This is a genomic window from Larsenimonas rhizosphaerae (assembly GCF_026240105.1).
In the GTDB taxonomy this organism is placed as follows: domain Bacteria; phylum Pseudomonadota; class Gammaproteobacteria; order Pseudomonadales; family Halomonadaceae; genus Larsenimonas; species Larsenimonas rhizosphaerae.
In genome coordinates this window covers 332892-346125 of sequence record NZ_JAPIVE010000004.1, presented here as the reverse complement: position 1 = coordinate 346125, position 13234 = coordinate 332892, and the positions used below count along the sequence as shown (strand labels likewise).

General features: G+C 59.5%; 13 protein-coding genes. 4 read left to right on the top strand and 9 right to left on the bottom strand.

What is annotated here, in order from left to right; all coding sequences use genetic code 11:
* The first annotated feature begins 17 nt into the window (after positions 1–17).
* Positions 18–890 (top strand): SDR family oxidoreductase, encoded by an 873-nt coding sequence (locus OQ287_RS14280; protein WP_250938160.1) that lies wholly within the window; start codon positions 18–20, stop codon positions 888–890.
* Between the two features lie 35 nt (positions 891–925).
* Here OQ287_RS14280 and OQ287_RS14275 read toward each other — a convergent pair whose 3' ends face one another.
* From OQ287_RS14275 to OQ287_RS14255, 5 genes are all read right to left on the bottom strand, one after another.
* Complete coding sequence (locus OQ287_RS14275) at positions 926–1315, bottom strand: RidA family protein (protein WP_250938161.1); 390 nt, start codon at positions 1313–1315, stop codon at positions 926–928.
* Positions 1316–1416: 101 nt separating this feature from the next.
* Positions 1417–3543, bottom strand: coding sequence for a RelA/SpoT family protein (locus OQ287_RS14270; RefSeq protein WP_250938163.1), 2127 nt, complete (start codon positions 3541–3543; stop codon positions 1417–1419).
* A 32-nt stretch (positions 3544–3575) separates the two neighbouring features.
* Positions 3576–3824 carry a DNA-directed RNA polymerase subunit omega gene (rpoZ, locus tag OQ287_RS14265; protein ID WP_250938164.1) on the bottom strand — a complete coding sequence of 83 codons (249 nt, stop codon included), beginning with the start codon at positions 3822–3824 and terminating at the stop codon, positions 3576–3578.
* Positions 3825–3947: 123 nt separating this feature from the next.
* Positions 3948–4586 carry a guanylate kinase gene (gene gmk / locus OQ287_RS14260; RefSeq protein WP_250938165.1) on the bottom strand — a complete coding sequence of 213 codons (639 nt, stop codon included), beginning with the start codon at positions 4584–4586 and terminating at the stop codon, positions 3948–3950.
* A gap of 153 nt (positions 4587–4739) precedes the next feature.
* Positions 4740–5459, bottom strand: a complete 720-nt coding sequence (locus OQ287_RS14255; RefSeq protein WP_250938166.1) for a glutathione S-transferase — start codon at positions 5457–5459, stop codon at positions 4740–4742.
* A gap of 169 nt (positions 5460–5628) precedes the next feature.
* On the opposite strand from OQ287_RS14255, the gene OQ287_RS14250 reads away from it, so the two are divergent.
* The gene (locus OQ287_RS14250; protein ID WP_250938167.1) at positions 5629–6534 is read left to right on the top strand and encodes an AEC family transporter; all 906 of its coding nucleotides are present in this window, start codon (positions 5629–5631) and stop codon (positions 6532–6534) included.
* 26 nt (positions 6535–6560) lie between these two features.
* Here OQ287_RS14250 and OQ287_RS14245 read toward each other — a convergent pair whose 3' ends face one another.
* On the bottom strand, positions 6561–7280 hold the full coding sequence (locus tag OQ287_RS14245; RefSeq protein ID WP_250938168.1) for a hypothetical protein: 720 nt from the start codon (positions 7278–7280) through the stop codon (positions 6561–6563).
* A 540-nt stretch (positions 7281–7820) separates the two neighbouring features.
* Here OQ287_RS14245 and OQ287_RS14240 point away from each other — a divergent pair.
* Together OQ287_RS14240 and OQ287_RS14235 are read left to right on the top strand one after the other, a co-directional pair.
* On the top strand, positions 7821–8951 hold the full coding sequence (locus tag OQ287_RS14240; RefSeq protein WP_265896882.1) for an NADH:flavin oxidoreductase: 1131 nt from the start codon (positions 7821–7823) through the stop codon (positions 8949–8951).
* Between the two features lie 91 nt (positions 8952–9042).
* A complete protein-coding gene (locus tag OQ287_RS14235; RefSeq protein ID WP_250938171.1) occupies positions 9043–9342 on the top strand; it encodes an ArsR/SmtB family transcription factor in 300 nt (99 codons plus the stop codon).
* 3 nt (positions 9343–9345) lie between these two features.
* Here OQ287_RS14235 and OQ287_RS14230 read toward each other — a convergent pair whose 3' ends face one another.
* The 3 genes from OQ287_RS14230 to OQ287_RS14220 form a co-directional block, all read right to left on the bottom strand.
* Complete coding sequence (locus OQ287_RS14230; protein ID WP_265896881.1) at positions 9346–10881, bottom strand: cryptochrome/photolyase family protein; 1536 nt, start codon at positions 10879–10881, stop codon at positions 9346–9348.
* 73 nt (positions 10882–10954) lie between these two features.
* Positions 10955–12421, bottom strand: coding sequence for a Na+/H+ antiporter NhaC family protein (locus OQ287_RS14225; protein ID WP_265896880.1), 1467 nt, complete (start codon positions 12419–12421; stop codon positions 10955–10957).
* A 108-nt stretch (positions 12422–12529) separates the two neighbouring features.
* A complete protein-coding gene (locus tag OQ287_RS14220; RefSeq protein ID WP_265896879.1) occupies positions 12530–13222 on the bottom strand; it encodes an SDR family NAD(P)-dependent oxidoreductase in 693 nt (230 codons plus the stop codon).
* Positions 13223–13234: the final 12 nt, after the last annotated feature.

Sequence of the window (13234 nt, the reverse complement as noted above, 5' to 3'; positions counted from 1 at the left end):
CAGGGAGTAGTGAAAAGGTGAATAATACGACCTTAATTCTGGGCTGCGGTGATGTAGGAACCCTTCTTGGACAGCAATTGATCGCACAGGGACAGCGCGTTATCGGGGTCCGTCGTCACCCTGAAAAGCTGGAAGGCAGTGGCATTGAACCGCTGGCCATGAACCTTGATGATGACGAGGCAGTGGCTGCGCTGCCTGATGCCGATATCGTGATTTATATCCTGAGTGCGGATCGGTTCGAGGAAAGTGCCTATGAATCCGCCTATTATCAAGGCCTTGATCGTGTATTGACCACCTTTGAAGCACGTGCTGAACCACCGAAGCAGGTGATTTTTGTATCGTCGACGTCAGTGTATGGTCAGTGTGACGGAGAAACGGTCACTGAAGACAGCGTTATTGTGCCTACCGGCTTTGCCGGGAAGTGGCTTCACAAGGCTGAAAGTCGCCTGTGGCAGAGCTCGATTCCCGGAACGTCGGTTCGCTTTTCCGGCATCTACGGTCCGGGCCGCGAGCGGTTGATCAATCAGGTTCAGGAAGGTCGCGTAGCGCCCGCCACGCCTCCGATGTATTCAAATCGAATTCATCGTGATGACTGTGCCGGTGTACTGGTCTTTTTGATCGAGAAGGCACTGGCCGGTGATACCCTGGATCCGGTCTATCTGGGCAGTGATCAGGAGGCCGCACCGATTCATGATGTGATGATGTGGCTGTCACGCGCGCTGGGCATCGAGCCAAGCAATACGATCCAGTCTCCCCTTCGCCGGCGTGCCAGCAAGCGCTGCGACAGTACACGCCTTCAAATGGCAGGGTACACCTTCATGTTTCCCACCTTCCGGGAAGGCTATCGCGATGTGCTGCGAGAAGCCGGTCTGCCCTGCAGGGTTGATTGACAGGCATGGCCCGGGGCACGCCCCGGGCACGCGGATCAGTCACCGATGACCATGACCCCTTCGGCTTCAACCTGACTGCCACGCGGAAGTGCGCGTACGCCAACGGCAGCACGGGCTGGATAGGGCGCTGTAAAGAACTCTTCCATCACGGTGTTGACCGTGGCGAAGTTGTCCAGATCAGTGAGATAGAGGTTCAGTTTCACTATCTCGTTCAATGAGCCCGCGGCTTCCTCGCAGACTGCCGCAAGATTTTTGAACACCTGGCGGGCCTGGGCTTCGATATCACCACTGACCAGCTCCATGGTATTGGGATCCAGCGGAATCTGGCCGGACAGATAAACCGTATTGCCGGCCTTGATGGCCTGGGAGTAGGGGCCGATGGCGGCAGGTGCCTGATCGGTATGGATAGCGGCGCGATTACTCATGATATTTCCCTCTTGTGGTGGTCAGTGCTTTCGCCCTGCCGTACGGGCTAAAAAAAAGCCGCTCCCGGCCCAGTGAGCCGGTCGAGGCTGATCATGGTCGTTCAGTTGGTCTGTCGGGTAATACGAGTAACGTGAGACAGGCTTCGAATTCGCTTGATGATGCCAGCCAGCTGGACGCGGCTTTGAACCGCAATCACCAGGTTGACGATCGAGAGCCGGGCATCGCGTTCCTCGATACCGATCCGCTCGACATTGGCATCCCCGTCGTTGACGAGCCCCGCCAGCTGAGCAATCAGGCCGCGGCGCGTTTCAATCTCGATGCGAAGTGAAACGGGAAAATCCTGTTCTATCTGCTCGGCCCATACCAGCGGGAAGCATTTTTCAGGGTCACTGCGCAAATCACCCAGATTCCTGCAGTTATGCCGATGAACCACGATGCCCTTGCCGGTACTCAGATGGCCGAGAATGATATCGCCCGGCAGTGGATAGCAGCAGCGGGCAAAGGTAATTACCGTGGCGGCGTCATTGCCGACAACGATGGGCCCCGGCATGTGCTCTTCCGATGTCTCGTCATTGGCTGCGCCACCCAGCGCGAGCGTGCGCGCTACCGGATAGGCCATGCGGTTGCCCAGGCCGATGCTGTCGAGCAAATCGTCCAGGCTTTCCAGCTGATTGGTGTCGAGATAGCGCGCAATCCGGGCCTTGCCGATCATGTCGAGATGGCTCTTGAAGCCGCTCAGTGCCTTGTTGAGCAGGCGTTGGCCCAGCAGAATCGAGTCACTGCGCTGTTGATGCTTCAGGTAATGGCGTACTGCCGAACGTGCCTTGGCGGTGACGACATAGGACAGCCACGCGGTATTGGGCCGCGCGCCGGGTGCGGTAATGATTTCGACGGTCTGGCCGCTCTGCAGCACCGTGGACAGCGGAGCCAGGTGACGGTCGATCCGGCAGGCAATACAGCTGTTGCCGATATCCGTATGCACGTTATAGGCGAAATCGACTGCGGTTGCACCACGAGGCAGCTCGGTAATGTCGCCTTTCGGGGTGAAAATGTAGATATCGTCCGGGAACAAATCGTTCTTGACGTGCTCGATGAATTCCAGTGAATTGCCGGCGCGCCGTTGCATTTCCAGCAGACCCTTGACCCACTCGCGTGCCCGCGCATGGCTGCCGGCAGCAATGGGGCGATCCGTTTGTCCCGCCTTGTAAAGCCAGTGGGCGGCAATACCGTTGTTGGCCATGGCTTCCATCTCACGAGTACGAATCTGTACCTCGACAGGGATGCCGTTCATGCCGAACAGGGTGGTATGCAGGCTCTGATAGCCATTGGCCTTGGGGATGGCAATGTAATCCTTGAAGCGGCCGGGCACCGGCTTGTACAGGTTATGCACCGCACCGAGGATCCGGTAACAGGTATCGACCCGGTCGGTGATGATGCGAAAGCCGAAGACGTCCATCAGGTCGTTGAAGGACTTGTGCTTGTCGCGCATCTTGGTATAGATCGACAGCAGATGCTTCTGACGGCCGATGACGGTGCCGGTCAATTCATCATGATCCAGACACTGTTGCAGCGTTGTCTGAATCTCGCGCATCATGGTGCGGCGATTGCCTCGTGCCTTGGCAACGGCACGCTGTATGCGTTCGGCCCGCATCGGGTAAATCGCCTGAAATGACAGGTCTTCCAGTTCGACACGAATGGTGTTGATGCCGAGGCGGCTGGCAATGCGGGCATAGATTTCAAGCGTTTCGCGAGCAATGCGGCGCTTCTTGTCCGGTCGCAGGGCACCCAGGGTACGCATGTTATGCAGCCGGTCGGCGAGTTTGACGATGATGACGCGAATATCGCGGGACATCGCCAGTACCATTTTCTGGAAGTTTTCGGCCTGGGCCACGGCCTTGTCTTCAAACGTGATCTGGGTCAGCTTTGACACCCCGTCGACCAGTTCGGTGACTTCCAGGCCGAACTGCCGCTCAAGTGCATCTCTTGTGACACCGGTATCCTCGATTACATCATGCAGCATGGCAGCCATCAGACTCTGATAGTCCATATGCATGTTGGCGAGGATATTGGCAACGGCCAGGGGGTGGGTAACGTAGGGCTCGCCCGAACGCCGACGCTGGCCGTCATGGGCCTGCTCGGCGTAATAAAAGGCGCGTTTGACCTGGCGAATCTCATCGCCAGGCAGGTAACCATCCAGGCGGTCGGCCAGATCATCAATGGTAAACATGGAGCCTTCCTGACCGTGAGCCGGTGGGGATATCAGATATCCTGGGGCTGCGGACGCGGACGCGGTGTCGGTGCTTCGACCGGCTCATCGAGTACGCTGGAATCGACATGGCCTGCTGCAATTTCGCGCAGGGCCAGCACGGTCACCTTGTCATTTTCCCAGTCCAGCTCACTGTTACGGCTACCGCGGGCCAGCTGACGGGCACGGCGCGAAGCGACCATGACCAGCTGAAAGCGGTTTTCAACGTTATCGAGACAATCTTCGACGGTAACTCGTGCCATGGGAATAACTACCTGATCATGTGTGTGAATGACGCAAGGCGTCAGACGAAAGCCCGTTGTCGACAGGCAGAAGGAATCCGGCCTGTCCCGTGACAAGAGCAAATGTTCGGGGGGATATCGAGTCTACTCGACGGGCGGCATGTGTGACAAGAGGTCCTCCAGCAGGGCGCTGTGGCGCAGTTGCACTCGCTCACTGCGGCATCGCTCGCCCTGAATAATGCTTTTCAGTTCCGCAAGGGCGACTTCAAAGTCATCATTGATGACCACGTAGTCATACTCGTTGAAATGCGACATCTCGCTGACGGCATCCTTCATGCGTCGCGCAATGGTTGCATCGTCATCCTGGCCACGCCCGGAAAGCCTGGTACGGAGCGCATTGAACGAGGGCGGCAGAATGAAAATGGAGCGCGTGGCCGGGCGCTGTTCACGTATCTGGCGCGCACCCTGCCAGTCGATCTCAAGAATGACATCCTCGCCTTCCGCCAGGCGGGCGGCCACGGCCGGTCTGGAGGTGCCGTAGTGACGGTCAAAGACCCAGGCATGTTCGAAGAACTCGCCGCGGTCGATCATGGCCTGAAAGGCAGGTTCATCGACAAAGTGATAGTTGACCCCGTCTTCCTCACCCGGACGCATGGTGCGCGTGGTGTGAGATACAGACACACCGATGTGATCCATATCCTTGAGCAGGGCGCTGACCAGACTGGTTTTTCCGGCGCCGGAAGGCGCTGAAACAACATAGAGCTGGCCGGATTCGTGAGGCATGTGAGCGTTGGTCATTAGGGTGTCAGCAATCGATGGGAGCAGAAGTGAAAGGGGCCGATTATCGCATAGAACGTGGATCGGGGGCAGCCCGGGTTCCGCTGGCCGGCCGTATCATGGCCATGCTGATCGAGTCGCGCCGTCATGATGCCTTTCTCACGGCTGATCAAGGATCGGGTAATGGCGAAACAGGCCGTTTTCATTGAAGGGCTGTCGTCGTGAGGAGTTCATGTACGCCTTGAGCGGCGGAAAGGCCATGACACTGGCATGCAGTGCGTTGATGCCGGGAAGGGTGCCGTCGAGGGTCTCCATGGTACGGGGAAAGGCATGGCGCAGCCCCTCGATCACCTGGAACAGGGAAATATCCACGCAGGTCAGCCTGTCATTGACCAGGTGATGGTGGCTGGCCGGATTGGTGGTCAGAATCTGTTCGAAGTACCCCAGAAACAGCGGCAGTCGTTCCTGCAAAAAGGTGGCGGTACGGCGCATGGACTCGGTTTTCTGCTCTTCGAAATAAAGCGACGGCCCCAGCGGATGATGGGTGTCGTGAATTTCGGTCACAAAATCGGCAATGGTCAGTTGCAGGCTGTGCTCCCAGTCGCGGGATACAGAGTCCTCGGAGGTCAGGCCCAGCTTCGGGCCGAGAAAACGCAGAATGTTGGCCACATGGGAAATGACCTGGCCTTCGGCCAGCAGAAACGGCGCCGCGAACGGTGTCTGCAGGCTCGCTTCACCGTTCAGAAAGGTCTCGATCTGCTCGACGCCATCCGGCTCAAGACCGATATCCCGATATTCAGCCTGTCCCGCCTCCAGCACCAGCCGTACGAACTCTCCCCGTCCGGGAATGCCCGGCCAGTAATACAGTACGTAATCCATGACCCTAGCTCCGCAGTGCAGTGATGAGTGTGCCAAGCTTAGTGTGGCTTGTCTGCCTGTGCGAGGCGCACGATACAGATGAGCATACTACTATCATCCTGGCCGCCGGCAGCCCCTCTGGCATGTGGCATGTCAGGCCCCTTTTTCGAAGGACCGCATGAGGTTGGACATGACTGCAACACTGGCCATTTTGCCCATTTTCGGTGTGATCGTGCTGGGCTACGTTCTGGGGCGCCGACAATGGCTGACGGCGGAATCTCTGGTCGGGTTGCGAACCGTTACCTTCAAATTGTTCATGCCCTGTCTGTTGTTTCTGGGGATTGCCCGGGCACCACTCGGTGAGGTGCTCTCGCCGTGGTTGCTGCTGGCCTATTACCTGCCCGCACTGGGCGTATTCATGTTGATCAATCTGTGGGTGTGGCGCAGGTCAGGAGAGTCGACCGTACTGGGGCTGGCAGGAAGCTATTCGAACAATGTGCTGATCGGGTTGCCGATGGCCGCGTCCCTGTTCGGGGATGATGGGCTGATGTTCGTGTATGCGATTCTGGCATTTCACAGTCTGATCCTGTTTTCCGCCCACTCGCTTTTTGCAGCCATCGTGGATGCACGCGGCCAGCAGCTCAAGCCACTGACCATGCTCAAGGGAATGATCAACCCGATTATCGTGGGCCTGATGCTGGGTGGGGTAGTCAACCTGCTCGGGATAACGCTGCCTGACACGCTCACCACCATGCTGGAATGGCTGGGTCGCGCAGCACTGCCCTGTGCGCTGCTGGTGCTGGGCGTGGGGTTGACCCGCTACCGGTTGCACCTCAGTGCCACCATTGGTGTCATCACCATGCTGAAGCTGATGCTGTTCCCGGCTCTGGTGGCACTGATGACGGCCTGGCTGCCCGGGATCAGCCCCATGGCCCGTCAGGTCGTGGTCCTGCTGGCAGCAGGGCCGATCGGCGTCAATGTCCTGGCGTTTGTAACCCGTCCCGAGCAGCAGCGTGACATTGGCGCCTGTATCTTTCTATCGACCCTGGCGGCAGCGTTGACGTTACCGGTCTGGGTGGCATGGATGCACGGGTGATCCATGACGCCCTGACGGGCGACGCGTCAGGCATGGTTCCGCTGTTTTTCTGAAGGGGTGTGAAGTCGCGGAGCGCGTGCGAATACCCTGCGAGCGTCTCCCTTGCCCCCCTGATGTCTTTCTCGTGCCCTGGCCCACAGCTCGATGCAGGCGTAAAGCATCAGCAGGTAGCCCATCAGCTCCAGGCTTTCCTCGACACCGCTTTTGATCCGGTATTCATAGGCACTGCCCAGTACGGCCTGCCACAGCTCGTGGCGACCCATCAGCCGTGAAAAGACATAGACCGTAAAAAACCCGCCCATGAACAAACCGAACGCGGACTCCTGGATGAACTGGCCCAGCTCACGGGCAATACGACGGCGGTGGCGAACGGTATGAGTCACCGTCACCAGAGCGATCAGCCCGACACACCACTGCCATAGATCATCGATGATGCTGTCGAGCATCGCATCCTGCTCACGAACGAGCGAGGCCAGAAGCCAGCCGAAAAGAAGCGGAATACCATATGAGTAAAGGCCCTTGCGCCGAGCGCACCACAGACAGGCCAGACTGGCAGCCAGCGCCGCTGTCTGGGCAAGTTCAACAAAGGACGTTTCGGAAAACCTCGGTATCTCCTCCAGCAACAGGCTCCAGTAAAGGCCCTGGCATACCAGGGCGGTAAGCAGCAGGTAGCCCAGATAACGGACGAGGGTTTTTTTCAGTGAAACGCGGGAAGCGACCAGGGGCTCCAGCTGGATGTCCGGCATGAGGTAACCTTTTAATAAGCGTGCTAAGCATATTATTTAAGACTTCCTTAAGCCGTGGTGCAAGCGAATACTATGCTGAATCAGGTATCGGCCACGGAATTTCAGTGCCATTTCGATGCCCTGAAGCGCCGCCAGCCCCTTGAGACGCCCGATCAGCGGGCAGTCGGGAGCGCCTCGCGATGGATGTCATCAATCGCTCTTCAGCACCTGTGAGCCCGTTAATCAGGGTGTGGACAAGCTGGTCGCGCTCGCTGTTACTCATGTTATCCACATGGGCTCTGGCGCGCGTGATGGTGTCCTGGCTGCAGGACGGGTCGGCACCGGGTCGCTTGAGAATGAACAGGTCAAAGGCCACGCAGGGCGTGAGGTGCGGATTTCACGCATGTGAGTGGCCTTGTCTCATGGCAGTTGGGTCAGTTGGCTTGTATGCCACTTCAGGTCATCCAACTAATGTCGGGTATTTCCGCACTGCGAGGTATACAGGGTGCCATATTGGGGATAGTATATTTATATATATCTATATTTATAGGAATAGCCATCATGGCCGATACTGACAAGACCCTTGCCGCCCCCCTGTTTGAACCCATGAAATTAAACGGTGCCACGTTGCCCAACCGCATTGCCATGGCGCCGATGACCCGCAACATGTCGCCCGGCGGTGTGCCGGGCACGGATGTGTCTGAATATTACGAGAGCCGTGCTCTCGGTGGTGTAGGACTCATCATCACGGAAGGGACCTATATCGACCACCCGGGTGCCAACGGCTACCCGAACGTGCCAGCCTTCCATGGCGCCGGGCTTGAAGGCTGGAAGAACGTGGTGGAGCGGGTGCATGCTGCCGGCGGAAAAATCGCTCCGCAGCTATGGCATGTCGGGCGTGAGCGCCGTCCGGGTACTGAGCCGGAGGGTGACGTGCCGGGCTTCGGGCCGATGTCGATCGTCGAGGACGGCGTCGAGGTGGTACGTGCCATGAGTGAAGACGATATCCATGATGTGGTGGCCTCGTTCGCGCGGGCAGCCTATGAGGCGAAAAACCTCGGTTTTGATGCGATCGAGCTGCATGGCGCTCACGGCTATCTGATCGATCAGTTCCTGTGGCGGGAGAGCAACCAGCGCACCGATGCCTATGGTGGCAGCGTGGAGAACCGGCTTCGATTCCCGCGCATGATCGTACAGGCGGTGCGCAACGTGACCGGGCCGGACTTTCCGATCATCTTCCGCTTCTCCCAGTGGAAGCTGTCGGATTACCACGCCCGCATCGCCGAAACACCACAGGAACTCGGTGAACTGCTGCGTCCGCTGGCCGAGGATGGTGTCGACATGTTCCACGTCAGTACGCGCCGCATGTGGGAGCCGGGCTTTGCCGGCAGCGACATGACACTGGCCCAGTGGGCTCAGGAGCTGACCGGCAGGCCGGTGATCGCGGTGGGCAGTATCGGTCTCGACAAGACCTTTCGCACCGGTCATTTCACACGAGAAGAAGACCCGACATCGAAAAGCCGGGTGGATATCAAACAGCTTGCCGACCAGCGTACCGATCATCAGTTTGACATGATTGCAGTAGGTCGGGCATTGCTGTCTGATCCCGACTGGGCCAATAAGGTGCGTGAAGGCCGGCTTGATGAGCTGCATGACTTTGACAGCGCTGCTCTGGATAGTCTGGTGCGCTGAGCATGTCACATCGGTGTGCCGGTCATGTGCTCGGCAGCCCGGCCTGCACACCGTATAATGGCCCGATCATTCATTTTCTATGGCCAGGTGCATGGACATCACTACTGTATTAAGCGCGCTGGACAACCCGGTGCGTCTCGATATCCTGAGCTGGCTCAAGGCCCCCGCGGAGCACTTTCCGCCGCAGAAGGAAGGGGCACCCGAGGGGGGCATTTGTGTCAGCCATATTCGTGAAAAGGCCGGCCTGTCACAGCCTACGATCTCACTGTATCTGGCGACCCTGTCACGGGCCGGGCTGGTCTCGTCGCATCGCGCCGGGCAGTGGACCTACTACCGCTATGAGCGCGACACCGCACAGGCCTTTCTAGGTGCGCTCGCCGAACGGCTGTGAGCTTTACAGCCTTTCCACGTTGTTTCTGACCCATCGGGCGCGCGCAAGCGTCGCCGCGCGCCTGTCGTCGGCCTGACGGTCCCAGTTGCGATACATCATCTTCATGCGGTGGTTCCCCTCGAACCGGTCACGGTGGCGGTCAAGAAATGCCCAGTAGAGGCTGTTGAACGGGCAGCTGTCATCCTCGCTGGTGGTCTTGACGTTATACGTGCAGTGCGCACAGTAATCGCCCTGGCGGTCGATATAGCGACCGCTCGCGGCGTAGGGTTTCGAACCCATCACACCGCCGTCGGCGTGCAGCGCCATGCCGAGGGTGTTCGGCAGCTCCACCCACTCGAAGGCATCCACGAACACCGCCAGATACCACTCGCACACCTCACGTGGGTTGACGCCGAGCAGTAGCGCGAAGTTGCCGGTTACCATCAGTCGCTGGATATGATGGGCGTAGCCGTATTGCTCGATGCCGCGCACCACTTCACGGATGCAGTGCATGTCGGTCTCGCCGCCCCAGTAGCTCCACGGCAGTGTCTTGCGAGCATTCAGATGATTGCGCTCGGCGTAGTCCGGCATCAGCTGCCAGTAAAGCCCACGCACGTACTCTCGCCAGCCAAGAATCTGACGGATGAAGCCTTCGACGGCATTGAGGGGCGCATTGCCGTCCCTGTAGGCCTGCTCGGCGCGCCGGCAGACGTCCAGCGGGTCGAGCAGCCCCAGATTCAGTGACGATGAAATGAGTGCGTGAAACAGAAAGGGCTGACCGTGGGCGAGGGCATCCTGAAAGTCGCCGAAGCCGGGCAGAGCCTCGTCGATGAAGGTCTCGAGCAGCCGTTCGGCCTCGTCATGGGTGGTCGGCCAGTTGAAGGCATCGAGGGTGCCGAAATGATCGCCGAAGCGATTCTCGATCTGGCGGGCAAGCGTTCTGGTCGCCTCGCTCATCTCGAACCCGGGATGCTCGGGCAGGGGCGTATTGCCGTCATAGGCGCGGCGATTGTCGGCATCGAAGTTCCACTGGCCACCGGCAGGTGAGCCGTCGGCATTCATCAAAAGCCCGGTGCGCTGCCTCATCTCGCGGTAGAAATACTCCATCCGCCACGCCTTGCGATCCCTGGCCCATTGCCTGAAAAACGACAGCGGCGCGATGAAGCGGGTGTCGGCGCGAAGCTCGACCTCGTCTACCGGCAGGTCGGCCTGCCAGCGCCGCATCGTCTGATGCAGCCTGTGCTCGCCACAGTGGGTCAGGATGACCCGGTCGTAGTGGCGGCGTTCAAGTTCATGGCGCACCGCGTCTTCCAGTGAATTGGCGTCGATGGTGCTGTCGATCTTTCGGTAGATGACCTTCTTGCCCTGTTGCTCGAGGCGGGTCGCAAAGGCGCGCATGGCCGCGAAGATCAGCAGAATCTTCTGGGGGTGGTGCGGTACGTAGCGGGCTTCCTGATCGACCTCGGCCATCAGCACCCGGTCGGTGTCGAGGTCGAAATCATCAAAGGCGGGAAGGCGGTCGCTGAGCTGATCGCCCAGAAGAATAACGAGAGAGGCCATGTGCATATCCTGTCCACGGGTATGCGAAAAGCGTAGCCGGAAATTGGCGCCGCCAGGGCGGCGCCGTGAGAGATCAGTCGGTAGGGCGGGTGGTCAGGGTATTGCCCTTGGCATCTTCAAAGGTGCGGCCCCAGCCGGTGATCGCGGCGAACAGCATGATGGCCAGCAGCAACCACCCCTGGAAGACGAAGGGAAAAACTGCCGTCGGTGATACGACCGGCAGCCAGGCGTAGGTTTCCTGCATGGCGCTGATCGTCGCCCAGCCCAGAAGTACCGGCGCACCCCAGGGAAAGATGTAGCCCAGGGCCGAGGTCACGGCGTCGAGCATGTTGGCGCGGCGGTAGCGGTGAATATGGTAGCGCGTGCCCAGCTCGCGGACGAAGGGAGCGGCGGCAATCTCGGCGGCGGTATTAATGGTGATGGCGCTGTTGAGCAGGGCTACCAGACCCCAGATCGCCAGTTCCGCCCGACGCACTGAATTCTTGATCCAGCGCATCAGAAGTTCGGTCACACGGTCCATGGTGCCGCCGAGGGTCATCAGATGTGCAGCCCCGACGATCAGAAGAATCAGTACTGCCATGTTGATGTAGCCTTTCACCCCACGCACGAGTGCGCCGCCCATCTCGCCATCGGCGTTCACGGTCAGCAAGTCTGCCGGTGAGGCCATGCCGGTCACCAGCATCAGCCCGCAGGCGCACAGAATGCCCCAGGTCAGAGAGGTCAGCAGGTGCTGGCCGCGAAGGGCCAGCGTCAGCACCAGTACAAACGGGATCAGCATGATCAGGCCCTGCGGGTCAGTGGCTGACTGCATGGCGGTTACGGCATCCGGCCCCGCATTGCCTGCGTCACTGCCACCGAACACCACCAGCAGAATCAGGGTCGGCAGGCCGGCCATGACGGAATACTTGAAGCGGCTTTTGACCACGCCCGGTACGTCGGCGTCCTGGGTGGTGGCGGAAACGATGGTTGTGTCGGAGACCGGCGCGAGGTTATCGCCGAAGATGGCACCGGAGAGAATCGCGGCAAACAGCATCACCGGGTCACCACCAACGGCGATGCCGGCCGGGTACATGAAGGTACAAAAGGCCACTACCGTGCCGTAGCCGGTGCCGACGGCACTGGAGAAGATCGCCGCCAGCAGGAACGCCAGCCCGACGAACACGCCTCCCGAGGCATCGGAAATGCTTCCCAGCCAGATCAACCCCTCGACCAGCCCGCCGGTCTGAAGCACCTGCGCGAACATGCCGGCATAAAACCAGGCTACCAGTGCGACAACGCCGATGGGCTGCGTCAGTCCGTCAAACAGCCCTTCTGCATAGGCATGCCATTTGCTCTTGCAGAAGAACAGGCCCAGCGTCAGGCCAAACAATGCCCCCATGATCAGGCCGACTTCGGAGGCAAACCCCTGCACACTGATCGTGATGGCCCAGACAACAAAAAACACCAGGGGCACGGCAGCGCCCCAGACACCGAAGCGGAAGGTCAGCGCCGGGGGCTGTGCCTGGCCGTCAGCAGCGCTGGTAGAGGAAGAAGATGACATGGTGTAGTCCTGTGCACGTGTGTGGCAGAGCGGTATGTGATTATGGGCCGGCAGTCTATCAGGCGAACCGGAAAGGCCCAATTTCCAGTGTCAGGCCTGGCGCTCACCTCAGTACATGGGTTCCAGCACACAGTTCACGTTGAACTCCGCCACGCTGGAGGTATTGGGAAGATTGATCAGCAGCCCGACAGCCTCTGCAATGGCTGTCGGGTCGGTCATCTGGTCGGGAGGATAGTGGGTGATGCTGCGGGCCATGTCCGTATTGACGAACCCCGGATTGATGGCCGTGGCTCGAATGCCATGCTCCCAGCCGGCCTGACGCAGGGCATGAGCCAGCGCCACCGTGGCATGCTTGGTAAGTGCATAGGCACCGGAATCGGCTGACTTGACGCGTTTGCCGGACAGTGAACCCGGCAGAAGAATGCGGCCACGGCCGCTGGCCTTGAGTGGCTCCCAGGCAGCCTTTGCCAATCGACGAGGCGCCATGACATTAACCGCCATCATGGCTTCCAGTTCGTCCTCCTCGGCATCAATGACACTTTTAGGAATCATGAGCCCGGCGCAGGGAACAAGGGCATCGATGCGCCCGAATCGGGCGTGCGCTTCCTGCACCCAGGCCGGCTCCTGGCCCTCGGTCGCATCATAGGCGAACAGGTGGCAGCGGCCATCATCATCCCAGGAGGGGCGGCTCGGGGTACGCATTCCCAGCGACAGCTGCCAGCCCTGCTGATACAGGTGTCTTGCGATGTCGGCACCGATGCCGCGATTGGCACCGGAAACGAGTGCAACTCTAACGTCCATGGCAGTATTTCT